Annotated in this window: 25 protein-coding genes; 10 read left to right on the top strand and 15 right to left on the bottom strand. The window is 67.5% G+C overall.

Going from position 1 to position 24,216, the window contains the following annotated elements; genetic code table 11:
* Nucleotides 1-36: 36 nt before the first annotated feature.
* From DID99_RS18065 to mpl, 12 genes are all read right to left on the bottom strand, one after another.
* Complete coding sequence (locus tag DID99_RS18065) at nucleotides 37-1,032, bottom strand: arabinose ABC transporter substrate-binding protein (RefSeq protein WP_044844187.1); 996 nt, start codon at nucleotides 1,030-1,032, stop codon at nucleotides 37-39.
* Nucleotides 1,033-1,134: 102 nt separating this feature from the next.
* Nucleotides 1,135-1,914 carry an SDR family oxidoreductase gene (locus DID99_RS18060; protein ID WP_124520043.1) on the bottom strand — a complete coding sequence of 260 codons (780 nt, stop codon included), beginning with the start codon at nucleotides 1,912-1,914 and terminating at the stop codon, nucleotides 1,135-1,137.
* Nucleotides 1,914-2,591 carry a 2-dehydro-3-deoxy-6-phosphogalactonate aldolase gene (locus tag DID99_RS18055; protein WP_044844188.1) on the bottom strand — a complete coding sequence of 226 codons (678 nt, stop codon included), beginning with the start codon at nucleotides 2,589-2,591 and terminating at the stop codon, nucleotides 1,914-1,916. Before DID99_RS18055 ends, DID99_RS18060 begins: the two co-directional genes overlap by 1 nt.
* Before the next feature lie 22 nt (nucleotides 2,592-2,613).
* Nucleotides 2,614-3,639: a 2-dehydro-3-deoxygalactonokinase gene (locus DID99_RS18050; protein WP_124667247.1), complete on the bottom strand. Its 1,026-nt coding sequence runs from the start codon at nucleotides 3,637-3,639 to the stop codon at nucleotides 2,614-2,616.
* Nucleotides 3,636-4,535 carry an IclR family transcriptional regulator gene (locus DID99_RS18045; RefSeq protein ID WP_044844190.1) on the bottom strand — a complete coding sequence of 300 codons (900 nt, stop codon included), beginning with the start codon at nucleotides 4,533-4,535 and terminating at the stop codon, nucleotides 3,636-3,638. The genes DID99_RS18050 and DID99_RS18045 overlap by 4 nt, the downstream gene beginning before the upstream one ends.
* A gap of 347 nt (nucleotides 4,536-4,882) precedes the next feature.
* Nucleotides 4,883-5,287, bottom strand: a complete 405-nt coding sequence (locus tag DID99_RS18035; protein ID WP_044844191.1) for a hypothetical protein — start codon at nucleotides 5,285-5,287, stop codon at nucleotides 4,883-4,885.
* Between the two features lie 84 nt (nucleotides 5,288-5,371).
* Nucleotides 5,372-6,982 (bottom strand): S10 family peptidase, encoded by a 1,611-nt coding sequence (locus DID99_RS18030; RefSeq protein ID WP_124667246.1) that lies wholly within the window; start codon nucleotides 6,980-6,982, stop codon nucleotides 5,372-5,374.
* 428 nt (nucleotides 6,983-7,410) lie between these two features.
* Nucleotides 7,411-8,148 carry a monofunctional biosynthetic peptidoglycan transglycosylase gene (gene mtgA / locus DID99_RS18025; protein ID WP_124520003.1) on the bottom strand — a complete coding sequence of 246 codons (738 nt, stop codon included), beginning with the start codon at nucleotides 8,146-8,148 and terminating at the stop codon, nucleotides 7,411-7,413.
* A gap of 14 nt (nucleotides 8,149-8,162) precedes the next feature.
* Nucleotides 8,163-9,029 (bottom strand): shikimate dehydrogenase, encoded by an 867-nt coding sequence (gene aroE, locus DID99_RS18020; RefSeq protein ID WP_124667245.1) that lies wholly within the window; start codon nucleotides 9,027-9,029, stop codon nucleotides 8,163-8,165.
* The gene (locus DID99_RS18015) at nucleotides 9,026-11,116 is read right to left on the bottom strand and encodes an RNB domain-containing ribonuclease (RefSeq protein ID WP_124520005.1); all 2,091 of its coding nucleotides are present in this window, start codon (nucleotides 11,114-11,116) and stop codon (nucleotides 9,026-9,028) included. The genes aroE and DID99_RS18015 overlap by 4 nt, the downstream gene beginning before the upstream one ends.
* 81 nt (nucleotides 11,117-11,197) lie before the next feature.
* Complete coding sequence (locus DID99_RS18010; RefSeq protein ID WP_124571469.1) at nucleotides 11,198-11,767, bottom strand: YqiA/YcfP family alpha/beta fold hydrolase; 570 nt, start codon at nucleotides 11,765-11,767, stop codon at nucleotides 11,198-11,200.
* Nucleotides 11,764-13,149, bottom strand: coding sequence for a UDP-N-acetylmuramate:L-alanyl-gamma-D-glutamyl-meso-diaminopimelate ligase (mpl, locus tag DID99_RS18005; RefSeq protein WP_059689100.1), 1,386 nt, complete (start codon nucleotides 13,147-13,149; stop codon nucleotides 11,764-11,766). The genes DID99_RS18010 and mpl overlap by 4 nt, the downstream gene beginning before the upstream one ends.
* A 232-nt stretch (nucleotides 13,150-13,381) precedes the next feature.
* Between mpl and DID99_RS18000 the strand changes: the two genes are divergently transcribed.
* From DID99_RS18000 to DID99_RS17955, 10 genes are all read left to right on the top strand, one after another.
* Nucleotides 13,382-14,026, top strand: coding sequence for a UDP-N-acetylmuramate--alanine ligase (locus tag DID99_RS18000; RefSeq protein WP_124667244.1), 645 nt, complete (start codon nucleotides 13,382-13,384; stop codon nucleotides 14,024-14,026).
* A gap of 7 nt (nucleotides 14,027-14,033) precedes the next feature.
* A complete protein-coding gene (locus DID99_RS17995; protein WP_124488238.1) occupies nucleotides 14,034-14,588 on the top strand; it encodes a TlpA disulfide reductase family protein in 555 nt (184 codons plus the stop codon).
* A gap of 194 nt (nucleotides 14,589-14,782) precedes the next feature.
* Complete coding sequence (aroQ, locus tag DID99_RS17990; protein ID WP_040143361.1) at nucleotides 14,783-15,235, top strand: type II 3-dehydroquinate dehydratase; 453 nt, start codon at nucleotides 14,783-14,785, stop codon at nucleotides 15,233-15,235.
* A gap of 64 nt (nucleotides 15,236-15,299) precedes the next feature.
* On the top strand, nucleotides 15,300-15,773 hold the full coding sequence (accB, locus tag DID99_RS17985; RefSeq protein WP_044844199.1) for an acetyl-CoA carboxylase biotin carboxyl carrier protein: 474 nt from the start codon (nucleotides 15,300-15,302) through the stop codon (nucleotides 15,771-15,773).
* Nucleotides 15,774-15,858: 85 nt separating this feature from the next.
* On the top strand, nucleotides 15,859-17,226 hold the full coding sequence (gene accC / locus DID99_RS17980) for an acetyl-CoA carboxylase biotin carboxylase subunit (RefSeq protein WP_044844200.1): 1,368 nt from the start codon (nucleotides 15,859-15,861) through the stop codon (nucleotides 17,224-17,226).
* 2 nt (nucleotides 17,227-17,228) lie between these two features.
* Nucleotides 17,229-18,131: a 50S ribosomal protein L11 methyltransferase gene (prmA, locus tag DID99_RS17975; protein WP_124667243.1), complete on the top strand. Its 903-nt coding sequence runs from the start codon at nucleotides 17,229-17,231 to the stop codon at nucleotides 18,129-18,131.
* 45 nt (nucleotides 18,132-18,176) lie between these two features.
* Nucleotides 18,177-19,535: a DUF3426 domain-containing protein gene (locus DID99_RS17970; RefSeq protein ID WP_124667242.1), complete on the top strand. Its 1,359-nt coding sequence runs from the start codon at nucleotides 18,177-18,179 to the stop codon at nucleotides 19,533-19,535.
* 72 nt (nucleotides 19,536-19,607) lie between these two features.
* Nucleotides 19,608-20,111: a thiol peroxidase gene (gene tpx / locus DID99_RS17965; protein ID WP_044844203.1), complete on the top strand. Its 504-nt coding sequence runs from the start codon at nucleotides 19,608-19,610 to the stop codon at nucleotides 20,109-20,111.
* Nucleotides 20,112-20,205: 94 nt separating this feature from the next.
* Complete coding sequence (locus tag DID99_RS17960) at nucleotides 20,206-21,144, top strand: carbohydrate kinase family protein (RefSeq protein ID WP_044844204.1); 939 nt, start codon at nucleotides 20,206-20,208, stop codon at nucleotides 21,142-21,144.
* A 19-nt stretch (nucleotides 21,145-21,163) separates the two neighbouring features.
* Entirely contained in the window at nucleotides 21,164-21,637 is a 474-nt protein-coding gene (locus tag DID99_RS17955) for a glycine zipper 2TM domain-containing protein (protein ID WP_011883213.1), read from the top strand.
* 215 nt (nucleotides 21,638-21,852) lie between these two features.
* Here DID99_RS17955 and DID99_RS17945 read toward each other — a convergent pair whose 3' ends face one another.
* The 3 genes from DID99_RS17945 to DID99_RS17935 all read right to left on the bottom strand — a co-directional run bounded on the left by DID99_RS17945 (nucleotide 21,853) and on the right by DID99_RS17935 (nucleotide 24,213).
* Nucleotides 21,853-22,563, bottom strand: a complete 711-nt coding sequence (locus tag DID99_RS17945; protein WP_124667241.1) for a histone H1-like DNA-binding protein — start codon at nucleotides 22,561-22,563, stop codon at nucleotides 21,853-21,855.
* Nucleotides 22,564-22,591: 28 nt separating this feature from the next.
* Nucleotides 22,592-22,918: a hypothetical protein gene (locus DID99_RS17940; RefSeq protein WP_082088468.1), complete on the bottom strand. Its 327-nt coding sequence runs from the start codon at nucleotides 22,916-22,918 to the stop codon at nucleotides 22,592-22,594.
* 83 nt (nucleotides 22,919-23,001) lie between these two features.
* The gene (locus DID99_RS17935) at nucleotides 23,002-24,213 is read right to left on the bottom strand and encodes a ribonucleotide-diphosphate reductase subunit beta (RefSeq protein WP_044844206.1); all 1,212 of its coding nucleotides are present in this window, start codon (nucleotides 24,211-24,213) and stop codon (nucleotides 23,002-23,004) included.
* Nucleotides 24,214-24,216 lie beyond the last annotated feature (3 nt).

Raw genomic sequence — 24,216 nt, 5'->3', positions numbered from 1 at the left:
CCGGCCGCCGCATCGCCGCGGCGGCCGGCGTGCCGCTTACTTCGAGGCAAGCCCCATCTCCTCGCGCACCTTCGACACGTTGTCGCGCGTCGCGAGCATGCCGGTGGTCAGCGTGAGCGGCGCCGGCGCCTTGCCCTGCGTGATCCACGTGTACATCAGCTCGGAGGTTTCCTCGCCGTGGCGCTTCGGGCTGATGATCACGGTGCCGTAGAAGCCCGTCGGCTGCGGCTTCTTGAACTCGTTCAACGCCGAATCGGAACCGCCGATGCCGATGCCGATCATGTTGTCCGCCTTGAAGCCGCGCCCTTCGGCCGCGCGCACGGCGCCGAGCACGGCCTCGTCGTTCAGGCCGTAGGCGACCCAGTGCTTGAACTGCGGGTTCTTGGTGAGCGCGATGTTCGCCGCGTTGAACGCATTCTCGGTATCGGTCTTCGCCTGCGGCGCCGCGATCACGTTCGCCTTCGGAAAGCCGGCGGCCACCAGCGCATCGGTCGCGCCGCTCGTGCGGTCGTGCGCGGTCGGCAGCTGCTCGTAGGTGATGTCGATCGCGCCGACGTCCTTCATGTTCCAGCCGCGCTTCTTGATCTCGGCCGCGATGCCGTCGCCGACCTGCTTGCCGATGTTGTACGCGGAGATCCCCATGTGCGGCACCGCCTCGATCGGCTTGCCCGCGCCGTCGACGAGGCGGTCGTCGACCGTCATCATCTTCAGGTTGTGCGACTTCGCCTTCGCGACGATGCCCGGCCCGAGCTTCACGTCGGGCGTGCAGATGATGAAGCCCTGCGCCTTCTGCGCGGACAGGTTGTCGATCGCGCTCATCACCTTCTCGCCCGACGGCGCGCCGATCTTCACGAGCGTGAAGCCCTTGTCCTTCGCCGCGATCTCGGCGAACTTCCATTCGTCCTGGAACCACGGCTCTTCCGGCTGCTTCACGAGGAAGCCGATCTTGACCGGGTCGGCCGCGTGCGCCACCGGGCTTCCCATCACCACCGCGGCCGCGGCGGCCAGCGTTACGAACGTTCTGCGTTTCATCTCCAGTGTCTCCTTGTCTTCATCGAACGGAATGCAGCCGCTTGTTGGTTTCGACGCAGCGTGCGCGCGGCCGTCGCACGTGCGCTCTGTCGAATCGTTGCGTCAGTCGTGGTACAGCGCCGCCCGCCCGCCGTCGACGGTGATGCACGCGGCATTGATGAACGGCGCCTCGTCGGACGCGAGGAACACGGCCGTCATCGCGACTTCCTCCGGTTTGCCGATCCGCTTCATCGGCTGCAGCGCGAGCGTCTCGGCGCGCGCCGCGGCCGGGTCGGCCTGCGCATCCCACCAGTCGCGCGTGAGCTGCGTCTCGATGTAGCCGGGCGCGATCGCGTTCACGCGCACGTTGCGCGCCGCGTATTCGATACCGAGCGCACGCGTGAGGCCCAGCACGCCGTGTTTCGCGACCGGATACGGAAAGCAGCCCGGGATGATCCGGAACGCATGCGTCGACGCGATGTTCACGATGCTGCCGCGGCCGCGCTCGACCATGCCCGGCAGCGCCGCGCGGCAGCCGTGCCACACGCCGTCGAGGTCGACCGCGAAGCAGCGGCGCCAGTCGTCGTCCGTCATCGTCAGCGGATCGGCGAACACGTTGATGCCCGCGTTGTTCACCAGCACGTCGAGCGGGCCGAAAGCCGCTTCGGTCTGCGCGAGCGCGTCGCGTACCGAGTCCTGCCGCGCGACGTCCGCATGCAGCGCCAGCACGCGCGCGCCGTCGATGTCGTCGGTGATCGCCGCGGCCGTGCGCTGCGCCTGCGCGAAGTCGAGGTCGACGAGCGCGACGGCCGCGCCCTCGCGCGCGAACGCCTGCGCGATCGCGGCGCCGATCCCGCGGCCCGCGCCCGTCACCATCGCGACCTTGCCCGCGAGGCGTTCCATCATGCGGCTCCGCCGCGCGCCGCGCGCAGGCCGGCCTGGAACGCGCGTGCGTTCGCCGCGGTCGTGTCCGCCGACTGGCCGGGCCGGTACAGCGCCGAACCCAGGCCGAAGCCGTTGGCGCCTGCCGCGAGGAACGGCTGCATGTTGTCCGGCGTAATCCCGCCGACCGGAAGCAGCGGCACCGCGCGGTCGATCACCGCGCGCCACGCCTTCACGACGGGCACGCCGAGCTGCTCGGCCGGGAACATCTTCAGCACGTCGGCGCCGTTCGCGAGCGCGGCAAACGCCTCGGTCGGCGTCGCGACGCCCGGTGCGCTCGCGAGCCCGCGCTCGCGCGCGCGGCGGATCACCGCCGCGTCGCTGTGCGGCATCACGATCAGCGTGCCGCCCGCATCCTGCACGCGGTCGACGAATTCGGCGCGCAGCACGGTGCCCGCGCCGACGATCATGTCGTCGGGCAGCGCGCGGCGCAGCGCCGCGATGCTGCCGAACGGATCGGGCGAGTTCAGCGGCACCTCGACGATCCGGAAGCCGGCTTCATGCAGCGCAAGGCCGTGGTCGACAGCTTCCGCGGGCGCGATGCCGCGCATGATCGCGATCAGCGGGCACGCGTCGAACGCGCGCATCAGCGCGGCGTGCGGCGTGTACGGCGCGGGCAGCGTAAGGTCGGACGACATCGGCAGTTCCTCTTCAATCGGTTCATTGGTCGGCGCAGACGGGTTCGCCGTCCGCGCGCACGAGTCCGGCGCGCGACGCGATCCACCACAAGCCGCGCTCGGTCGCCTGTGCGACGACGCGTGCATGCGTGCAGCCGAATACGCTCAGCGCGTCGACGTAGCGCGCGCACAATCCGTCGTCGCCGATCAGCAGCAGCGGCTGGTTCGCGAGCGCGACACCGCGCTCCGCGAGCATCGCGTCGAGCGCGTTCAGCTCATGGCCGATCAGCAGCCCGGACAGATAGTCGCCCTGCGCATCGGGCGCGAGCCGGTCGGTCAGGCCGAGCGTGCGCGTGCTGAAGATCGTCGCGAGCAGTCCCGCGCGCTGCGCGCCGCGGGCCACCGCGACGCCGCGCGCGAACGCCGCGCGGTCGGGCGACGCGCTCGCGCGCATCGTGCGGCCGAGGATCGTGTGATCACGCAGCGCCGCGAACAGCTCGCCCGTCATGAAGGTCTGGAAGCGCTCGATGAGACCATCCTTCACCCATGCCCACTTCGCATGCGTGCCCGGCAAGCCGATCAGTACCCCTGAACGATCGGCATCAAGCATGGGATCGTTCGCGAGTGCGCCGAATATCTGCGTTTCTTCGCCGCGCATCACGTCGGGCAATTCGCCCGTCGCGATCACGCCCGGCACGATCGACACAGTCGTGCCGCGCGCCGTCGTCACCGTGACGAGCCCCGCGACGAGCGCGTCGGCGCCGGCCGGCACCGCGACGTACGGCGCCTCGCGCCAGCCCTGCGCGCTGCCGACCATCCCGGCCGCCAGCACCGGCACGCCCGGCGCGCGGTCGAGCCAGTCGCCGCACGCTTCCTCGAACACGACGTCGAAGGCACGCGCGCCGCCAGCCGGCACGTGCATCACGCCTGCCGCGCGGCTGCGCGTGTCGAGCAGCGCGCCGTGCGCGTCGAACAGATACGCGCGCAGCGACGTCGTGCCCCAGTCGAGCGCGATCAGCGACTGGGTGGCGGTGTTGGCGTCCGGAGCGGTCCGGGTCGAGTGGGTCATCGTTTGATCCTGCGGGTACCCTGCGGCGGGCTCCAGCCCAGTTCCGCGGAAATGGCTCGCGCTTCGCGCTGCACGAGCGGAATCAGTTCGTCCATCCGGTCGTGCGGCATGTACGGGATCGTGCTCGCGACCGATACGGCGGCGACGATCGCGCCCGACGCGTCGCGGATCGGTGCGGCCACGCAACGGATCGATGCTTCGTTTTCCTCGAGGTCGAACGTGTAGCCGCCGGCCGCGTAATGCGCCATGCGCTGCAGGAACGCGCTCGTCTCGGGCCGGTTGTCCGGCTTGAAATTGACGCCGGCCAGCGCGCGCCGCGCGGCTTCGAACAGCGAGCGCCACCGGTCCGGATCGAGGTCGAGCATCATCGCCTTGCCGATGCCGGTCGACGCGAGCGGCATCCGGTGGCCGACGCGCGAACGCATCTCGAGGCCGCGCGTGCCGGGAATCTTGTCGATGTACAGCACGTCGTCGCCGTCGCGCACACCGAGGTGGATCGTGTCGAGCGTCGCTTCGGCGAGCGCCTCGAGGTGCGGCCGTGCAACCGCCGTGAGCGGCATCTGCTCGAGCGCGATCGTGCCGAGTTCGATCAGCTTCGGGCCGAGCAGGTAGCCGCCCTGCACCTGGCGCAGGTAGCGCGCCTGCACGAGGCTGCTGACGAGACGGTGCGTCGTGCTGCGCGTCGTGCCGAGCGCGGCGCCGATCGCGCGCATGTCGCGCGCGCCGTTCGCGATCGCTTCGAGGATCGCGAGGCCGCGCAGCAGCGTCTGCGTGCCGGCCTGCTGCGCGGCGAGGTCGAGCGGCGTGCTGGTCGCGCCGATGCTGTCGGTCAGCGGCGCATCGTCCGGCGTCGCGCGCCGGGCGTCGAGAGCAAGGGTATCGGGCATCTTGGTCATGGAACGGGCTTCTTCAGCGGAATCGGTCTAGCCGCTGTCGCGAGGCCGGAACGAAGTCCGGCGTCGCGGCAACGCGGCGGTCGATGCACCGAGGAAAGCGCCCGGCGAACGTCATGGAAGGTGTCTCCGTGTGCGTCGGGCGCCGCGCGATGCGTGGGTCCGAAGCTGTCGATGTGCTTCGGATTGTAGGAGCGCACGCACTCGCCTCCAATATTTGAGTGCGTTGTCCAGATAATGAGAAAAGCGACGGAAGCCGCGGCATTCGGCGCGGAACCGCCGCGCCATGCGCACGGGGGCGGAACCCGACACGTTGCGGGTCCCGCCCCCGTTATCCGCGCGCGGCGCGCTTACTGCTGGTTCGTGCTGCGCGCCTGCATGTAGCGCTGCACGTCGGAGAACGACACGCGGCCGCTACCGTTCGCGTCGATCTGCCGGAAGTGGTTCGCGACGTAGCCGAGGCCGGCCGCGCGCGCCTGCGCTTCGGTGATCGAGCCGGTGTTCTGCGTGTCGGCCGCGCCGAACTGCCGCGCGAGCTTGCGCACCACCTGCGCGTGCAGCGCGGCGCCCGTCGTCTGCGTGCCGGCGGTCGGCTTGCGCGCGGCCGGCGGCACGTATGGATCGCCGAGCTGCGCCTGGCGCGCGCGCGCCGGGGTGGCGGCGTCGCTCGCCTGCGCGAACGCGGACACCGATGCGGATGCTGCAACCCCGGCGCATGCGAGCGCCGCGGCAACGACGATGAAACGTTTCTTCATGTCAGGCTCCAGTCTGGAATGAGGTCGTCGACGGCCGGCGAACGGCGCCGCCGCGGGCGCGCGTCGCCAGGCCCGCACATCGCATCAGTGCGCGGCCGCGTTGTAGAAAGTCACGAGGTCGGCTTTCTCCTGCGGACGCGACGTATCGTCGAGATAGACCATGTGTCCACCCTGATAGTCCTTGATCGTCAGGTTCGGTTGCGTGCCGAGCCGCGCGAGGTCGAGCTCGGTCTGGTAGAACGGCGTCGCGATGTCGTGATACCCGTTCAGCGACAGCACCTTCAGCGACGGATTCAGCGTCAGCGCAGCCGCGAGATCGGGAATCGTGTCGGGCATCGCGAGGCCGTCGTGCGTCCAGTCCCAGGTCTCGATCGCATTGCTGCTGAGCGAATACGCCGACTGCGCGCTGTACTTCAGCACGTTCGGCAGGTAGCTGCCGATCGTGTCGGTGAACGGCTTCGTGATGAACGTGCTCGACGGGTCCCCGTCCGCCGCGAGCGGGCTCGACGACGGCACGTTCACGCGTGCGTCGTAGCGGCCGATCAGCGTGCCCGGGATCAGCGCTACCTGGAAGCTGTTGTCGAAGAAGGTCGGGACCACGTTGAAGTCAGCATTCCAAAGCGACTGCTTCACGCCGGTCGAATTCACCATCGTCGTGACGAGCGCAGGCGGAGGCGGCGTGTGGCTCGCGAGATAGGCGTTCACGGCGGGCGTGTAGCTGCCGGCCGTCAACTGGCGCATCTGGTCCGCGTACTGCGGCAGGCTCGACGGGTTCGGATTGTCGAGCTGGTAGTACGCGCCGACGGTGCCGTAGGACGGCACGAAGCCCGCGCAGCTCACCGGGCTCGCCCCGTTGTTCGAGTTGCCGACATAGTCGCTCGCCATGTCGCAGTTCGCGTTGTAGTTCAGGATCGACGACTGCAGCACGATGCCGTCGAGCTTCACGCCGGCCGTCTCGAGCAGGTTCGCGAGCACGTCGGTGCGCGGCGTGCCGTACGACTCGCCGAACAGGTATTTCGGCGAATCGTTGCGCTGGTTCACGGCGATGTAGCGCATCACGAAGTCGCGGAACGCGCCGCCGTCCTGGTCGACACCCCAGAACGTCTGGTTCGTGTTCGGCGCGATCGCCTCCGAGAAGCCGGTGCCGATCGCATCGACGAACACGAGGTCGGTCGTATCGAGCAGGCTTTCCGCGTTGTCGACGAACGGGAACGTCGAGGCATTCGCGTTCGGGTCGCCCGTCTGGATCCGCTTCGGACCGAACGAGCCGAGATGCAGCCACACCGATGCGGAACCGGGGCCGCCGTTGTACAGGAACGTGACGGGCCGCTTCGCCGCGGGCTGGTTGTCCGCGGTGTACGCGATGTAGAAGAACGAGGCTTCGGGCGCGCCCGTCCGCGGATTGCGCGCGACGAGATGGCCGGCGGTGGCCGTGTAGCGAATCGTCTTGCCGTTCAGCGTGATCTGGTGATGGGTGACGGCGGCCTTTTCGACCGCGGCGGACGCGTCGAGCGATGCGCTCGCGCTCGATGAATAACTGTTGGGATCGTTGTACGACCTGTCCACCTGAGCGGCGGGATCGGCTGAATTGGCGGTACCTGCTGCCGAGGACGGGGTCACGTCGTCGTTGCAGGCCGCCAGAATCAGCGAAGAGAACACAACTCCCAACCACAGCTTCGCTTTGCTCGCTGGCATCGTTGCTTTCCTTCTCTCGAATGTTTTTTTGTGTCGAGCAGCCGGGTGAGCCGCCCCCCGCCTCGATTGCGGCCGATAAGCCGAGGCGCCGGCCAATATACGCGAGCGGGTCGGCTTTGAAAAATTTGGAAATATTCGATCGATGGCCGGTGCAGTGCACACCTTTCAGGAATGCTTCGATTCGCGAACCGTCGCTTTTCAGTCGCCTTTCGATTGCTTTCGTGTTTACTCCGGAGCACTAAAAATCACGCGGATTTCGTGCCATATCGACAAACAAAATTCCGCGCGTGCGGGCATTGCTCAGCAAAGCGAAATAGACGAATTCGTCTAATGGATGCGGCCCGAAATGCGGGCATCACGAATGCGCTGCAGTGCACCAATGGCGCACCGGCAACGGAACGGACAATGCGACGGCGCGGGTGCGCCGCTCACTGCGATTGCGGAAGTTCGGCCGCGCCCATCCGGCGGGCAATGACGGCCGCGCGCTGCGCCTGGTAGGCCGAGCCGCGGTGCGCGTCGAACCAGCGCGGCTTCGGCAGCATCACCGCGAGGCGAGCCGACTGCCATGCGCCGAGCCGGCTCGCGGGAATCCTGTAGTAATAACGGGCGGCGGCCTCGGCGCCGTACACGCCGCGACCCCATTCGACCGAATTCAGATAGATCTCGAAGATCCGCTCCTTGTCGAGCACCGTCTCGAGCATCCACGTGATGATCAGCTCCTGCCCCTTGCGGATGTAGCTCTTCTCGCGCGACAGGAACAGGTTGCGCGCGAGCTGCTGGGTGATCGTCGAACCGCCCGCGACGATCCGGCCGCGCGCCTTGTTCTTCTCCCATGCCTGCAGGATCGCGTCGACGTCGTAGCCGTTGTTGGTCGCGAAGGTCGAATCCTCCGACGCGATCAGCGCGCGCTTCAGGTTGCGTGAGATCTGGTCGTACGGGACCCACTGGTGCTGGATCCGCGCGGGCGGCTTGTCGCGCGACAGCCACCATGCGTCGGTCCGCATGAACGCGGTCGAACCGGGATTGATGAACGACCACGCGGCGATCTGCACGAGATAGAACAGCTGCGTCGCGAGCCATGCGCCCGCGAACACCGAACCCGCATAGACGAGCCAGCGCGTCGCGCCGACCGTGCGCGTGCGCTGCGTGCCGCTTACCGCCACCACGTGCCGCGCTCCGCTCAGGCGGCCGCGAGCGCCTGGCGCAGCGCGGCCAGCACCGGTGCGCCGTCCGGCCGCACGCCGCGCCAGATGAAGAACGATTCGGCCGCCTGCTCGACCAGCATCCCGAGCCCGTCGGCCGTGCGCGCGCCGAGCGACGCCGCATGCTGCATGAACACCGTCGGCTGCGCGCCGTACATCATGTCGTATGCGAGCGTGCCCGCGCCGAACGCGGCCGCGTCGCACGCCGGCAGCGCCGCATCGAGGCTGCCTGCCGTCGCGTTGACGATCACGTCGTACGGCTCGGCACGCACGGCGTCCGGGCCGCCGCCCGACAGTACGCAGCCCGCATCGTGCACGGCCTGCGTGAACTGGCCGACGAGCGCCTCGGCCTTGCTCGCGGTGCGATTCACGATCGTGATCGACAGCGGCGCGCGCTCGAGCATCGGCAGCACGACGCCACGCGCCGCGCCGCCCGCGCCGAGCAGCAGGATGCGCGCGCCCGCGAGCGACACGCCGAGATTCGATTCGATGTCGCGCACGAGGCCGACGCCGTCCGTGTTGTCGCCGTAGATGCCGCCGTCGGCATCGATGCGCAGCGTGTTCACCGCGCCCGCCGCCGCCGCGCGCGGCGACAGCGTGTCGGCGAGCGCGTGCGCGTCGAGCTTGAACGGCACCGTCACGTTCGCACCGCGTCCGCCTTCGGCGATGAACGCGCGCACGGCGGCCTCGAAGCCGTCGACGGGCGCGAGCCGGTGCTCGTAGACGATCGCCTCGCCCGTCTGCGCGGCAAACTGCGCGTGGATGAACGGCGACTTGCTGTGCGCCACCGGGTTGCCGAACACCACATAGCGGTCGGCGCCGCTCGTCGACGCGGCTGCGTTCACGATGCGCGCCCCTCTTCGCTATCTTGGCCGTTGGCGGTCGCGGCCTCGTCGCCCGCGGCCGTCGCGCCGTCCGCTTCGGCCAGTGCTTCAGCCTCGGCTTGCGCCGACGCGTCCTGCGCATCGACCAGCGTGTCGTCGCCGCCTTCGTTCTCGTCTTCGTCGTCGGACGCGTCGCCGCTCGTCACGGTCGGCGCGTCGAGCACGTTAAGCAGCCGCACCGACGCCTCGATCGTCAGCTCGTCGAGCGACATCACGTCGAGCAGCACGCGCGTGCCGCGCGCATGCACGCCGAGCCCCGGCACGTGCAGCAGCAGCGGAATTTCCTCGAGGCGCACCAGGTCGCCCTTCACGACGCTCGCGACGACCTGCTTCTTCTGCTCCTGCGCGAGCCAGCGCAGGCACCAGAAGTACTCCATCCGGCGCTGGTAGTCGGCGTACGCGGTATAGGTGTCGTCGAAGCCCTGCACGACCGCGTACAGGTCGGCGTCCTTCGGCTTGAACGGCGCGGCGAGCTTCGCGGTGACGCCGTGCTGCACGCATGCCAGCAGTTGCCACTGGTTCACGAGGTCGACGTAACGGCGCAGCGGCGACGTGCTCCACGCGTATTGCGCGACACCGAGGCCTTCGTGCGGCGCGGCCGTCGTCTGCATCCGCGTGCGCTTCGGGCCCGGCGCGCCGAAGCCGCGCTGCGAGCGATAGATGCCGGGCACCGTGTGATCGTGCAGGAACGCGCCCCACGTCGAGTTCGCGAGGATCGCGAGCTCCGACACGATCAGGTCGAGCGGCGAGCCGCGGCGGCGCGGCGTGATCGTCACGTGCTCGCCTTCGACGTAGAAGTTGTAGTCGGTGTTGCGCTGCACTTCGCGCTTCAGGCCGTAGCCCGCGCGCGCGACCTGGCGCTTCTCGAACAGCGCCTGCGCGAGCGGCCACAGCACGGCGATGTCGTCCTTGTGCGGATAGTCGCCGGTGCCGGCGGCGAGCGTCTCTTCGTTGACGAGCTCGTCGAGCGTGTTGTGGCGCAGGTTGTTCTTCACGAACACGAGTTCGGCGCGCGTCTCGTTCGCGACGATCTCCTGCGTCTCGCGGTTGACGATGATGTACAGCGACAGCGCCGGGCGGTAGTCGCCTTCCTTCAGCGTGAACACGTCGACCACGTCGTCCGGCAGCATCGTGATCTTGTCGCCCGGCATGTAGACGGTCGACAGGCGCGCGCGCGCGATCGCGTCGACTGCGTCGCCGCGCACGATGCCGAGCGCCGGCGCCGCGATGTGCACGCCGATCCGCACGCGACCGTCGGACAGGTGCTCGACCGAGAACGCGTCGTCGATTTCGGTCGTCGTGATGTCGTCGATCGAGAACGCCTCGACGTCCGCGCGCGGCAGGTCGTCCGGCAGCGGGCCGACCGTGACGGCCGGGAAGCCCGTGCCGTGCGGGAAGAATTCCGCGAGGAAGCGCGCCTCGTGCAGCGCACGCGGCGACGCGATGCCGCCGCAGTCGAGCATCAGCCGCGCCGGCGACACGCCGCGCGCGCCGGCCGCCGCTTCCATCGCCTTGTATTCGATCGCATTCTTGTCCGGCCGCGTGAGCAGCCCGAGCACCTTGCCCGCGAACGCTTCCGGCAGCTTGCCGGCCTTCAGCTCCTCTTCGTACTGCGCCTGGACGAGCGCCTGCTGGCGCTTGCGCTCGAGCGACGCGAGCGCCATCTTGAGCTGCTCTTCCGGCGCGCGCTGATACTGGCCGCGCCCCTTGCGGCGGAAGTAGACGGGCGAGCCGTGCAGCCGCAGCACCAGCGCCGCGCGCTCGACCGGGCCGTAGGTCGCGCCGAAGTATTCCGCGGCCAGCGCCGTATACGCGAATTCGTCGGCCGGCGCGCATTCCCACAGGAAATCCAGGTCGATCTGCTGCGCGGCCGTGTCGGCTTCCTGCATCAGCTCGCTCGCGGCCGGCTTCTCGAATTCGATCAGCACGTCTTTCGCGCGCACCTTCGCCCGCCGCCCGCCGGGCAACTCGACTTGAAACGCGTCGCCCTGGCGCGACAGCACGCTGCCCGCCTTGAAACTGCCCGATTCCTCGAAGAAAACGTTCACTCAGTACTCTCGTTCAGACTGCCGGGCGCCGCATCGGCGGCGCCGCATGATGATGGGAATTCGATCGGCATGACGCCGGGTTCATGACGTTCGGTCGTCGCAAAAGGCGAGAACGTCGTCGACATAGTCGGCAAATTCGCTGATTCCGTGGTCGCTGCCTTCGATCACGCGCGTTTTCGCGCCCGGGTAGTGGGCGAGCATCTCGCGGTAGTCCAGCACTTCGTCGCCCGTCGCCGCGAACAGATAGTAGCGTTCGGGCCGCGAAATCGCCGGCACGCGCAGCGCGTCGAGCTCCTGCAGGTGATGGCGTTCGACGACGATCGATCCGCCGCCGTGCCACAGCGGCTGTTCGCCCAGATGCTGCTCGAGGTCGCGCTGCGGCACGATCGCCGGATTCAGCAGCACCGCCTTCCAGCCGTGCTTTTCGGCGAGCCAGGTCGCGTAGTAGCCGCCGAGCGAGCTGCCGATCACCGTCACGTCGCGCACCCCGGCCACCTCGGCTTCCGCGACGGCGATCGCCTCGAGCGGCGACACCGACAGCGACGGGCAGCGCCATTCGGGCGTGCGGCCGAGCTCGGCCATGCGCGCGGCGAGGAGCCGCGACTTCTGCGACTCCGGCGACGACCGGAACCCGTGCAGGTACAGGATCACGCGCGGCTCCCGAGCGCGTCGAGCAGCTTCTGGTGCACGCCGCCGAAGCCGCCGTTGCTCATCACGAGCACGTGGTCGCCCGGACGCGCGGCCTCGACGACCGACTTCACCAAGAGATGGAGATCGTCGAACGCGCGGGCCTTGTCGCCGAGCGGCGCGAGCGCGTCGCCGAGGTTCCAGCCGAGCGCGTCGCGCCCGGTCGGCGCGCCGTAGCCGAACACCAGGTCGGCGTCGGCGAGACTGGCCGGCAGTTGCGCCTTCATCACGCCGAGCTTCATCGTGTTCGAACGCGGCTCGAGCACGGCGAGAATACGGGAGTTTTGGCGGCCGATGCGTGCACGAAGGCCGGCGATCGTGGTTTCGATCGCGGTCGGATGGTGCGCGAAGTCGTCGTAGACGGTTACCCCATCCACGCTGCCGCGCACTTCCATGCGCCGCTTCACGTTGCGAAACGATGCGAGCGATTCGGCGGCCTGCGCGGGCGGCACGCCGACGTGGCGGGCGGCGGCGATCGCCGCGAGCGCGTTCATCCGGTTGTGGTCGCCCTGCACCTGCCACGCGACCTCACCGACACGCTCGGCCTGCGAATACACCGCGAAGCGCTCGTCGACCGGCACGCCGTCCTCGGCCGGCAGTGCCTGCCAGCCGCCGTCGACGCCGAAGCGCTCGACCTCGCTCCAGCAGCCGCGCGCGAGCACGCGCTCGAGCGCGTCCGAGCGGCCGTTGGTCACGATCCGGCCGACGCCCGGCACGGTGCGCACGAGATGATGGAATTGCGTTTCGATCGCGGCGAGATCCGGGAAGATGTCGGCGTGATCGAATTCCAGATTGTTGAGCACCGCGGTGCGCGGCCGGTAATGAACGAACTTCGAGCGCTTGTCGAAGAACGCCGTGTCGTATTCGTCGGCCTCGATCACGAAGAAACTCGAATCGGTCAGCCGCGCCGACACGCCGAAGTTCAGCGGCACGCCGCCGATCAGGAAGCCCGGGTTCAGGCCGGCATCTTCCAGCAGCCACGCGAGCATCGACGACGTGGTCGTCTTGCCGTGCGTGCCCGCGACCGCCAGCACCCACTTGCCTGCCAGCACGTGTTCGCCGAGCCATTGCGGGCCGGATACATAAGGCAGGCCGCGATCGAGGATCGCCTCCATCAGCGGGTTGCCGCGCGTGACGACGTTGCCGATCACGAACAGGTCTGGCTTCAGGTCGATCTGCTCGGCGCCGTAGCCCTCGATCAGCGTGATGCCCTGCGCCTCGAGCTGCGTGCTCATCGGCGGATAGACGCCCGCGTCGCAACCCGTCACCGTGTGGCCGGCCTCGCGCGCGAGCACGGCGAGACCGCCCATGAAGGTGCCGCAGATGCCAAGAATGTGGATGTGCATAGATGAATGCTTTCGCGCCGCCGGGCGCCGTCGATTCGGAAAGATGGTCTGCGGCACGCCGGACAGGCCGCCCGGCCAACGACTTTCGCCGCGACACAAAGACCGTCATTGTAACTGACGGCCCGCCGTGCCCGGCGGCCCGAACGACGGATCCGGATGCCGCGCGGAACGGCGGACGACGCGCGGCCGCACCGCGTTCGGCCGCCGCACGATCGAGTATGATTGCCGGATCATGTCTCGCAAACCTCTTGTCGACCCGCGGCGTGCCCGCGAGGAAATCGCCCAGTCCGCCGCCCGCCTGATCGCGGAGGACGGCCTCGATTACGCCAGCGCGAAGCGCAAGGCCGCGCGCCAGCTGTTCGGCGATACGCGCGTTGCCGGCGAATGGCTGCCGGATAACGACCTGATCGAGGAAGTACTGCGCGAGTACCTCGCCCTGTTCCAGAGCGACACGCAGCCGGACGAACTGCGCCGCCTGCGCGAGATCGCGCTCGACTGGATGCGCCGGCTCGCCGAGTTCAATCCGTACGTGACGGGTGCGGTGCTGAACGGCACCGCGAACGCGCATTCGGACATCCATTTGCAGATATTCACCGACAACCCGAAGGACGTCGCGATCTACCTGCTGAACCAGAACGTTCAGTACGACGTGTCCGAGACGCGGCATTTCGCCGGTCGCGCCGACGTCGAGACGCTCAGCTTCCTGTGGCGCCCGCGGCGCGACGTGGACGCGATCGGCATTCACGTCGCGCTCTACGCGAGCGACGACCTGCGCGGCGCGGTCAAGGCCGACGCGCGCGGCCGGGTCGCCCGCGCGGACGCCGCCGCATTGCGTGCGCTCGTCGAAGCCAGCAACGCCCCTTCCGAACCGGAATGATTCAACGATGATGATGAAACGCATGTTGCCGCTCGCGGTGGTCGCGGCCGCCGCCGTCGCCGGCGGGCTCGCCGCCGGCCACTGGTTCCGCGGCGGCAGCGCCGATGACGGCGTCGCCGTCGCCGCGCCCGCTGCGCAGGGCAGCCCGGTCGACCAGCTGTGGGCCGCGTCGCTGACCGGCGTCGACGGCAAGCCGGCGTCGCTCGCTTCCTTCAAGGGCCAGAAAGTCGTGGTCAATTTCTGGGCGTCGTGGTGCGGCCCGTGCGTCGAGGAGATGCCGGAGCTCGTCGCGCTGTCGCACCAATACAAGCAGAAAGGCATCCGCTTCATCGGGATCGGCGTCGATTCCGACCAGAACGTGAAGAACTTTCTGCAGAAGGTGAAGGTCGACTATCCGGTTTTCGTCAGCGGTTATGCGGGCGCCGATCTGGCCCGTAATTTCGGAAATACCGCCGGCGCGCTGCCGTTTACGGTCGTCATCGACGAAACCGGCAAGATTCGCGAGACAAAATTAGGACAAATCCAACCGGCCGAGCTGAAAAAGACCCTCGACGCGTTGTGATCGCCCTGAACGGCGGCCCGCACGTTGGCAGCGATTTGTACGTCGATCGCCGCAATTTCACGTGAATTCGCTGATACTTTGCAGCCGCACCGGTAATTCTTGCAGGTCCGGCGCGCCCGGCCGTTCGGCAAAACTAGACAAATTTCTCTAAATAGCGCTAAAGTTCGCGCAATTCCGCAGAAATAGAAGCGACCATGACACGATTGCTGGTGCTGCACGGCCCCAACCTGAACCTTCTCGGCACCCGGGAACCGGAGGTGTACGGCCGCGTCACGCTTGCGCAGATCGATCAGGCGCTTGCCGCGCGAGCCCAGGAAGCCGGCGCCGAACTGTCGTCGTTCCAGAGCAACCATGAAGGCGCGCTCGTCGACCGCATTCAGGCCGCGCGGGAGGAACAGACCGATTTCATCCTGATCAATCCCGCCGCGTATACGCACACGAGCGTCGCGATCCGGGACGCGATCGCCGGCGTCGGCATCCCGTTCGTCGAGGTTCACCTGTCGAACGTGCACCGCCGCGAAGCGTTCAGGCATCACTCCTACTTTTCCGACCAGGCCGAAGGCGTGATCTGCGGGCTCGGCTGGAAAGGTTATCTGTACGCGCTCGAGTACGCGCTGGACAAGCTGCAAGGCGCGTCGCGCGGCTGATTTCGCGATCTAGATTCAGCGCCGGTCCCACCGGCGCTTTCACGTATTGAAAGGGGAATTCCCGATGGATCTTCGTAAGCTGAAAACTCTGATCGACCTCGTTTCCGAATCCGGCATCTCCGAGCTGGAAGTCACGGAAGGCGAAGGCAAGGTGCGTATCGTCAAGAACGCGCCGCCGGTCTACGTGCAGCCGACGGCTGGGTATGCCCCGCAAGTCAGCGCGCCCGCTCCGTCGGTCGCGCTGCCGACCGAAGGCGCTGCCGCGCCGGCAGCAGGCGCCGCCGCCGCACCGGCCGCCCCGCAAGGCCACGTCGTGACGTCGCCGATGGTCGGCACGTTCTATCGCGCGCCGTCGCCGGGCGCGGACCCGTTCGTCCAGGTCGGCGACACGGTCAAGGAAGGCCAGACGATCTGCATCATCGAAGCGATGAAGCTGCTCAACGAGATCGAGTCGGACAAGGCCGGCGTGATCAAGGAAATCCTCGTCGAGAACGGCCAGGCCGTCGAATACGGCCAGCCGCTTTTCGTGATCGGCTAAGTCCGCCGCGCGGCCCGTCCGGCCGCGCGCCGCCGATGCTCGCCAGGCGCCGTTCGCGCGCCCCTCGAAGAGACGAATACTCGCTATGTTTGAAAAAATCCTCATTGCCAACCGCGGTGAAATCGCGCTGCGCATCCAGCGCGCGTGCCGCGAGCTCGGCGTCAAGACGGTGGTCGTCTACTCGGAAGCCGACAAGGAAGCCAAGTACGTGCGCCTCGCGGACGAAGCCGTCTGTATCGGCCCGGCCCCGTCGAACCTGAGCTACCTGAACATGCCGGCGCTGATCAGCGCCGCGGAAGTCACCGATGCCGAGGCGATCCACCCCGGCTACGGCTTCCTGTCCGAGAACGCCGACTTCGCCGAACGCGTCGAGCAGTCGGGCTTCACGTTCATCGGCCCGCGCCCGGAAACGATCCGGATGATGGGCGACAAGGTCACCGCGAAGCAGACCATGATCAAGACCGGCGTGCCGTGCGTGCCGGGCTCGGAAGGCGCGTTGCCGGACGATCCGAAGGAGATCGTGAAGATTGCGCGCGCGATCGGCTATCCGGTCATCATCAAGGCAGCGGGCGGCGGCGGCGGGCGCGGGATGCGCGTCGTGCACACCGAAGCCGCGCTCGTGAACGCGGTCAACATGACCCGCGAGGAAGCCGGCCGTGCGTTCGGCAACCCGCAGGTGTACATGGAGAAGTTCCTCGAGAACCCGCGCCACATCGAAATCCAGGTGCTGTCGGACGCGCACAAGAACGCGATCTGGCTCGGCGAGCGCGACTGCTCGATGCAGCGCCGTCACCAGAAGGTGATCGAGGAAGCGCCGGCGCCCGGCATTCCGCGCCGCCTGATCGAGCGCATCGGCGACCGCTGCGCGGACGCGTGCAAGAAGATGGGCTACCTCGGCGCAGGCACGTTCGAATTCCTGTACGAGAACAACGAGTTCTACTTCATCGAGATGAACACGCGCGTGCAGGTCGAGCACCCGGTGTCGGAGATGATCACGGGCGTCGACATCGTGCAGGAACAGATCCGCATCGCTGCCGGCGAGAAGCTCGCGCTGCGCCAGCGCGACATCGAGTTCCGCGGACATGCGATCGAATGCCGGATCAACGCGGAAGATCCGTTCAAGTTCACGCCGTCGCCGGGCCGGATCACGTCGTGGCATACGCCGGGCGGCCCTGGCGTGCGCGTCGACTCGCATGCGTACAATGGCTATTTCGTGCCGCCGAACTATGATTCGATGATCGGCAAGCTGATCACCTACGGCGCGACGCGCGACCAGGCGATCCGCCGGATGCGCATCGCGCTGTCGGAAATGGTCGTCGAAGGCATCCAGACCAACATCCCGCTGCACCGCGAGCTGATGATCGACTCGAAGTTCGTCGAAGGCGGCACCAGCATCCACTATCTCGAACACCGGCTCGCCCAGAAGCAGCAGGTCGCACCGGAAGAAGCGTAAGCATGAGCTATCGCGAACTCGTCGTCGAACTGGCCCGTGAGCATGCGGAGGCGCTGTCCGACGCGCTGCTCGACCTCGGCGCGCTGTCGGTGTCCGTCGAGGACGCCGACGCCGACACGCCCGACGAACAGCCGCTCTTCGGCGAGCCCGGCCTCGTTCCCGAACGCACCGCGTGGCAGCACTCGCGCGTGATCGCGCTGCTGTCGCCCGATCACGACCCGGCCGTGCTGCTCGCGGCGGCCGCGAACGAGATCGGCGTCGCCGAGACGCCGAAGTTCGGCGTGCGCGAAGTCGAGGAACAGGACTGGGTGCGGCTCACGCAGTCGCAGTTCGAGCCGATTCCGATCGGCGAGCGGATCTGGGTCGTGCCGTCGTGGCACGACGCGCCCGACCCCGACGCGCTGATCCTCGAACTCGACCCCGGTCTCGCGTTCGGCACCGGCAGCCACCCGACCACCCGCCTGTGCATGGAATGGCTCGAACAGTCGGTGAAGCCCGGCCAGTCGGTGCTCGACTACGGCTGCGGCTCGGGCATTCTCGCGATCCTCGCGCGGAAATGCGGGGCGAACCCCGTGGTCGGCATCGACATCGATCCGCAGGCGGTCGAATCGGCGCGCCAGAACAGCGAACGCAACCATGCGGAAGTCACGTACGGGCTGCCCGATGCGTGCCCGGCCGGCGAATTCGACATCGTCGTCGCCAACATCCTGTCGAACCCGCTGAAACTGATGGCATCGATGCTCGCATCGAAGGTGAAACCGGGCGGGCGCATCGCGCTGTCGGGCGTGCTCGCGCGCCAGGCGGACGAAGTCGCGGCCGTCTATGCGCGCTACGTCGACATCTCGGTCTGGCGCGAACACGAAGGTTGGGTATGCCTCGCCGGAACGCGGCGGGAAAGCCATTAGAATAGCGCTGTCCTTCACTCTGGCCAGCAGGCCGCCCGGCTCGACATGCTTCTTGCGACGCGCTGCCCTCATTGCGAAACCGTCTTCCGGCTGCAGCAGGAACAGCTCGCGCTGCATGACGGGCTCGTGCGTTGCGGACACTGTCAGCAGGTCTTCAACGCATCGCAGTCGCTCGTACCCGATCCGGCACCGCCGGAATCCGCGCTGACCGAAGCGGCGCCGGTCGAGCCGGCCGCCGCCAACCCGCAACACGACGCCGCGCCCGCGCGGCTCTTCACCACCGACGCACCGGTCGAACCGGCAGCGGGTTCCGATTACCAGCCGGAAGGCTGGGACATGTGGGCGCCGTGGCTCGATGGCGGCGTCGACCCGTCCCTGCAGCACAGTGTCGAGACCGTGCGCGCCGAGCCGCTGATCCCGCTTGCGCTGCCGTCGACGGAATCCGGTGTGGTTCACCTGTCCGGCACGCCGGCGCCGATCGCATCGCAGCCGGCCGAGTTGCACGCCGTCGCCGCGCGATCGGCCGGACCGGATGCAGTGCCGCCCGAAACCGACGAACCGCTCACGCCGCTCACCGAACCCGACCTGCGTGAACCGCGCTTCGTCGCGCCCGCGCCGTCGATCGAACCCGCCGCAGCAGCGCCCGTCGAACCGGTCGGCAACGCGCGCTTCGCCGTGCCCGACGACGAGCACGCGCCACGCGAACCGCGCTTCGCGTTCAGGCCGGTACAAGCCGAGCCCGGACTCGAACCGAAACCCGAACCCGACACCCACGCCGAACGTGCCGCCGCACCGGCCGCAGCCGCCAGCGAACCCGGTGCCGAACCGGACGTACAACCGGCCGCCCCCTTCCCCGCCGCACTGTCCGACGACGACCGCCCGCCCTTCGCCGTGACGCGCGAGCCGCGCGCGCAGCAGCGACGTGGAACGCTCGGCGGCTTTTTCGGCGGCCTCGTCGCGGCCGTGCTCGCGGTGCTGCTCGTCGCGCAGCTCGCGTGGTGGCAGCGCGAAACCGTGATGATCTACTGGCCCGTCACGCAGGGCTGGTTCCGGCAGGCGTGCGCGCCGCTCGGCTGCAAGGTGACGCCGCCGCGCGCGATCGACGGCCTGCGGCTCGACGCGGCCGACCTGCGCCAGATCGACGGCCCGCGCGTGCTGGAGTTGAAGGTGCCGCTGACGAACCGCTACCGCGTCGCGCTCGCCTACCCGTCGCTCGAGCTGACGCTGCTCGACGACACGAATCACGTGACCGTGCGCCGCGTGCTCGCGCCGCGCGACTACGTGCGCCCGGGCATGCCGATCGACGCCGGGCTGCCGCCCGGCACGACGCAGACGATGGTCGTCCGTCTCGACACGAACGGCGCGCCCGCCTCGAATTTCCGCGTCCAGATCTTCTATCCGTGACGCCCCGCGGCGCGCGCATGCGCGCCGTCTCAACCCGCGCGCCGCTGCGGCGCGCTATTTCGGAGCACGAACATGAGCAAAGTTACGCTGGGTGGCAACCCGATCGATCTCGCCGGCACGTTCCCGGCCGTCGGCTCGCAAGCCCCCGACTTCAAGCTGGTCGGCAAGGACCTCGCCGACCTGTCGCTCGCCAGCTTCGCCGGCAAGCGCAAGGTGCTGAACATCGTCCCGAGCCTCGATACGCCCACCTGCGCGACGTCGACCCGCAAGTTCAACGAAGCCGCGTCGTCGCTCGACAACACGGTCGTGGTGGTCGTGTCCGGCGACCTGCCGTTCGCCGCCACGCGCTTCTGCACGACCGAAGGCCTCGCGAACGTCGTGACGGCTTCGACGTTCCGCGGCGGCCGCGCGTTCGCGAACGCATACGGCGTCGACGTGACGAGCGGCCCGCTGAACGGCCTGACGGCCCGCGCGGTCGTCGTGCTCGACGCGCAGGACAAGGTGCTCCACGCGGAACTCGTCGGCGAGATCAAGGACGAGCCGAACTACGACGCAGCGCTCGCCGCACTGAAGTAACCCGCAGCCGCCCGGCCCTGCCGCGCGAGGCCCGACGGCCTGCGCGCGCCGGCCGGGCAGCCGCCTCCCTTTGCTCTCTACAGGAACGCACGCCTTGACTACGCTGATTTGCGGCTCGCTCGCCTACGACAACATCATGACCTTCGAAGGCCGGTTTCGCGAGCACATCCTGCCCGACCAGGTTCACCTTCTGAACGTGAGCTTCCTCGTGCCGACGATGCGTCGCGAATTCGGCGGTTGCGCGGGGAACATCGCCTACGCGCTGCACATGCTCGGCGGCGACGCGCGCATCATGGCGACGGTCGGCGCGAACGACGCCGATCGCTATCTCGAGCGTCTCGACAGCCTCGGCCTGTCGAAGGCCAGCATACGCGTGGTGCCCGAAACGCACACCGCGCAGGCGATGATCACGACCGATCTCGAGAACAACCAGATCACCGCATTCCACCCCGGCGCGATGATGCAGTCGCACCTGAACCGCGCGGACGAAGTGTCGGGCGTGAAGCTCGGCATCGTCGCGCCGGACGGCTTCGACGGGATGGTCCAGCACGCCGAGCAATTCGCGAAGGCCGGCATCCCGTTCATCTTCGATCCGGGCCAGGGCCTGCCGCTGTTCGACGGTGCGACGCTGCGCCGCATCATTGAACTTGCCACCTTCGTTGCGGTCAACGACTACGAGGGCAAGCTCGTCAGCGACAAGACAGGCTGGTCCGAACAGGAAATCGCCAGCCGGGTTCAGGCGTTGATCATCACGCGCGGCGAGCGCGGCGCCACCATTCTTCACAAAAACGGCGAAGAACAGATTCCGGTCGTGCAAGCCGAGCGTGTCGTCGATCCGACCGGCTGCGGCGACGCCTTCCGGGGCGGCCTGCTGTACGGCATCGAGAATGGCCTCGACTGGGCAACCACGGGCCGCCTCGCGAGCCTGATGGGCTCGATCAAGATCGCCCACCAGGGGCCTCAAACTTACGCACTGACGCGCGCCGAAATCGACGCGCGCTTCGAGGCTGCCTTCGGGTACAGTCTCAAATGAATATTGTGGGAGAGCAAAGATGTTGACCAAGAAAACCCTCACGCTCGCTGCCATGCTGACGGCCACGCTGACGCTCGCCGGCTGCTTCACGGCGCCGGGCTCGGCAGATGTCTATAGCGTCGGCCAGGCGCAGCGCGAGCAAACCGTGCGCATGGGCACCGTCGAAAGCGTCCGTGCGGTGCGCATCCAGTCCGATGGCGGCGGCAGCGCGATCGGCACGCTCGGCGGCGGCGCGCTCGGCGCAGTCGCGGGCAGCGCGATCGGCGGCGGCAAGGGATCGATCCTGACGGCCATCGCGGGCGGTCTCGTCGGCGCGGTCGCAGGCAACGCGGTCGGCGAAAACCTCAGCACGGCGAACGGTGTCGAAATCACCGTGCGCCTCGACAACGGCGACCTGCGCTCGATCACGCAGGCGGCGAGCGGCGAAGTGTTCCGCGCCGGCGAACGGGTGCGACTGCTGTCGAGCGGCGGCGTCACGCGCGTCACGCACTAACGAGCATCCTCAGCACGCGGCGCAAGCCGCGGTCGAACGCATGTGCGAAGCTGCACATGCGTTTTTTTTCGTCCGTGCCCGGCAGCCGGCCGGCCCATCGATGCAGAGGGACGAAAAAAATCCCGCCACCTGAGCCAGATGGCGGGATCGATTGAGTAGCGCTACTCAACCCGCGGACACCGCGTGAGTGTCCGGGTAGTGCTGGTCAGCCGCGATTACGGACGGCTGCCGGTCGGGAACGGCCATGCCGCTGCCGGGTTGAGCGCGGTCTTCACGCCCGATGCCGGCGCGACCGATGCGGTCGACGCGGTGGTTGCCGGTGCAGCCTTCTTCACGACGGCCTTCTTCGGAGCAGCAGCCTTCTTCGGTGCAGCGGCCTTCTTCGCCGGTGCGGCAGCCTTCGGAGCAGCGGCAGCCTTCGGAGCAGCGGCAGCCTTCGGTGCAGCAGCAGCCTTCGGTGCAGCGGCAGCCTTCTTCGCAGGGGCAGCCTTCTTGGCAGGCGCAGCCTTCTTCGCAGGCGCAGCCTTCTTGGCGGCAGCCTTCTTCGCCGGCGCGGCCTTCTTGGCAGCGGCCTTCTTCGCCGGTGCTGCCTTCTTCGCAGCAACCTTCTTCACCGCGACTTTCTTGGCTGCAACCTTCTTCGCAGCGGCCTTCTTCGCCGGTGCTGCCTTCTTCGCGGCAACCTTCTTCACCGCGACTTTCTTCGCAGCAACCTTCTTCGTTGCGACCTTCTTTGCCGCGACCTTCTTCGCAGCAGCCTTCTTCGCCGGTGCTGCCTTCTTCGCGGCAACCTTCTTCACCGCGACCTTCTTCGCAGCAACCTTCTTCACCGCAGCGGCCTTCTTCGCCGGAGCAGCAGCCTTCTTCGCAACGGTCTTCTTGGCAGCAACCTTCTTAGCAGCCGGTTTCTTCTTGGCAGTAGCCATGTTGTTCTCCTTCAGGTTCAGATGAGAGTCAGTTCAAACTACACCCTTCGTCAAAACCCGCTTCCCGCGGACGCTGTTCAGGACGTGCGCTTCGAAGCGGGCTATTCATCGGCGTACGCGGATACCACGCGCTTACGCTAATGAATACGGTATGGCGCGCGTGACCCCATGGCCTCGCGCGCCAAATCAAGTCGGTAGCCGGCGCGCCTCGCGCCGCCACCCCTAATCGCTTGATCAAGCGGACCGCCACACGGCCGTCCGCTTTTTCCGGAGGGAAGTTTGCCCATCCCACTGAAGGGTTCGCAAAGTGCCGATCATGTCGTTGGGCCGTTAAGGCACCGGGCATGCTTTGCATCAGGCGTTCTTGCTCCTAAACCTTGGGCCGGGGCCGAGAGGCCGCCGGCTGCTCACATCATGTGACGGGTTCGCTGCTGCGGGTTATTCCCAGGACAGCGCGCCGCCCGTCTGATACTCGATCACACGCGTCTCGAAGAAGTTGCGTTCCTTCTTCAGGTCGATCATCTCGCTCATCCACGGGAACGGGTTTTCCTCGTTCGGGAACAGCGGGTCGAGGCCGATCTGCTGGCAACGGCGGTTGCTGATGAAGCGCAGATAGCTCTTGAACATCGACGCGTTCAGACCCAGCACGCCGCGCGGCATCGTGTCCTCGGCGTAGCGGTATTCGAGTTCGACAGCCTGCTTGAACAGCTCGCGGATCTCGGCGCGGAATTCCGCGGTCCAGAGATGCGGGTTCTCGAGCTTGATCTGGTTGATCAGGTCGATGCCGAAATTGCAGTGCATCGACTCGTCGCGCAGGATGTACTGATATTGCTCTGCAGCACCCGTCATCTTGTTCTGGCGGCCGAGCGCGAGAATCTGCGTGAAGCCGACATAGAAGAACAGGCCTTCCATGATGCAGGCGAACACGATCAGCGACTTCAGCAGCTTCTGATCCGCTTCGAGCGTGCCGGTCTTGAAGGCCGGGTCAGTCAGCGTGTGGATGAACGGGATCAGGAATTCGTCCTTCGCGCGGATCGACGTGACCTCGTGGTACGCGTTGAAGATCTCGCCTTCGTCGAGACCGAGCGATTCGACGATGTATTGGTACGCGTGCGTGTGGATCGCCTCTTCGAACGCCTGGCGCAGCAGGAACTGCCGGCACTCGGGCGCCGTGATGTGGCGGTACGTGCCGAGCACGATGTTGTTCGCGGCGAGCGAATCGGCCGTCACGAAGAAGCCGAGGTTGCGCTTGACGATGCGGCGCTCGTCCTCGGTCAGACCGTTCGGATCCTTCCACAGGGCGATGTCGCGGGACATGTTGATTTCCTGCGGCATCCAGTGGTTCGCGCAACCCGCCAGATACTTTTCCCACGCCCACTTGTACTTGAACGGCACCAGCTGATTGACGTCAGTCTGGCCGTTGATGATGCGCTTGTCTGCAACGTTGACCCGCGCTTCCGAACCGCCGGCGGGAACAGCCGATGCTTGCGGCGGCACCGCAAGATCGCCTTCGAAAATGTCGCGGACCTGATGGGCGGCAGGCGTTGCAGCCTGCATTCCGACAGCCATCCCTGCGGAGGTGCGCAACGCGTTTTGCTGCGCTCCGCTCGCGGGGGTTACGGCAGTCTTCTCGTCATCCCAGTTGAGCATAAA

The sequence above is a fragment of the Burkholderia sp. Bp8986 genome, from assembly GCF_003854225.1.
GTDB lineage: Bacteria > Pseudomonadota > Gammaproteobacteria > Burkholderiales > Burkholderiaceae > Burkholderia.
This window is presented reverse-complemented; position numbering and strand designations above follow the sequence as displayed.

Coding starts and splice junctions, on each gene's coding strand:
- DID99_RS17955 (WP_011883213.1), top strand. CDS start 21,164: ATGTTGACCAAGAAAACCCTCACGCTCGCTGCCATGCTGACGGCCACG.
- DID99_RS18060 (WP_124520043.1), bottom strand. CDS start 1,914: ATGGAACGCCTCGCGGGCAAGGTCGCGATGGTGACGGGCGCGGGCCGC.
- DID99_RS18055 (WP_044844188.1), bottom strand. CDS start 2,591: ATGTCGTCCGACCTTACGCTGCCCGCGCCGTACACGCCGCACGCCGCG.
- prmA (WP_124667243.1), top strand. CDS start 17,229: ATGAGCTATCGCGAACTCGTCGTCGAACTGGCCCGTGAGCATGCGGAG.
- DID99_RS18035 (WP_044844191.1), bottom strand. CDS start 5,287: ATGAAGAAACGTTTCATCGTCGTTGCCGCGGCGCTCGCATGCGCCGGG.
- DID99_RS17935 (WP_044844206.1), bottom strand. CDS start 24,213: ATGCTCAACTGGGATGACGAGAAGACTGCCGTAACCCCCGCGAGCGGA.
- DID99_RS18065 (WP_044844187.1), bottom strand. CDS start 1,032: ATGAAACGCAGAACGTTCGTAACGCTGGCCGCCGCGGCCGCGGTGGTG.
- DID99_RS18050 (WP_124667247.1), bottom strand. CDS start 3,639: ATGACCCACTCGACCCGGACCGCTCCGGACGCCAACACCGCCACCCAG.
- aroQ (WP_040143361.1), top strand. CDS start 14,783: ATGACACGATTGCTGGTGCTGCACGGCCCCAACCTGAACCTTCTCGGC.
- mpl (WP_059689100.1), bottom strand. CDS start 13,149: ATGCACATCCACATTCTTGGCATCTGCGGCACCTTCATGGGCGGTCTC.
- DID99_RS17940 (WP_082088468.1), bottom strand. CDS start 22,918: ATGCAAAGCATGCCCGGTGCCTTAACGGCCCAACGACATGATCGGCAC.
- DID99_RS17945 (WP_124667241.1), bottom strand. CDS start 22,563: ATGGCTACTGCCAAGAAGAAACCGGCTGCTAAGAAGGTTGCTGCCAAG.
- tpx (WP_044844203.1), top strand. CDS start 19,608: ATGAGCAAAGTTACGCTGGGTGGCAACCCGATCGATCTCGCCGGCACG.
- DID99_RS18000 (WP_124667244.1), top strand. CDS start 13,382: ATGTCTCGCAAACCTCTTGTCGACCCGCGGCGTGCCCGCGAGGAAATC.
- DID99_RS18030 (WP_124667246.1), bottom strand. CDS start 6,982: ATGCCAGCGAGCAAAGCGAAGCTGTGGTTGGGAGTTGTGTTCTCTTCG.
- DID99_RS17970 (WP_124667242.1), top strand. CDS start 18,177: ATGCTTCTTGCGACGCGCTGCCCTCATTGCGAAACCGTCTTCCGGCTG.
- accC (WP_044844200.1), top strand. CDS start 15,859: ATGTTTGAAAAAATCCTCATTGCCAACCGCGGTGAAATCGCGCTGCGC.
- accB (WP_044844199.1), top strand. CDS start 15,300: ATGGATCTTCGTAAGCTGAAAACTCTGATCGACCTCGTTTCCGAATCC.
- DID99_RS17995 (WP_124488238.1), top strand. CDS start 14,034: ATGATGATGAAACGCATGTTGCCGCTCGCGGTGGTCGCGGCCGCCGCC.
- DID99_RS18045 (WP_044844190.1), bottom strand. CDS start 4,535: ATGACCAAGATGCCCGATACCCTTGCTCTCGACGCCCGGCGCGCGACG.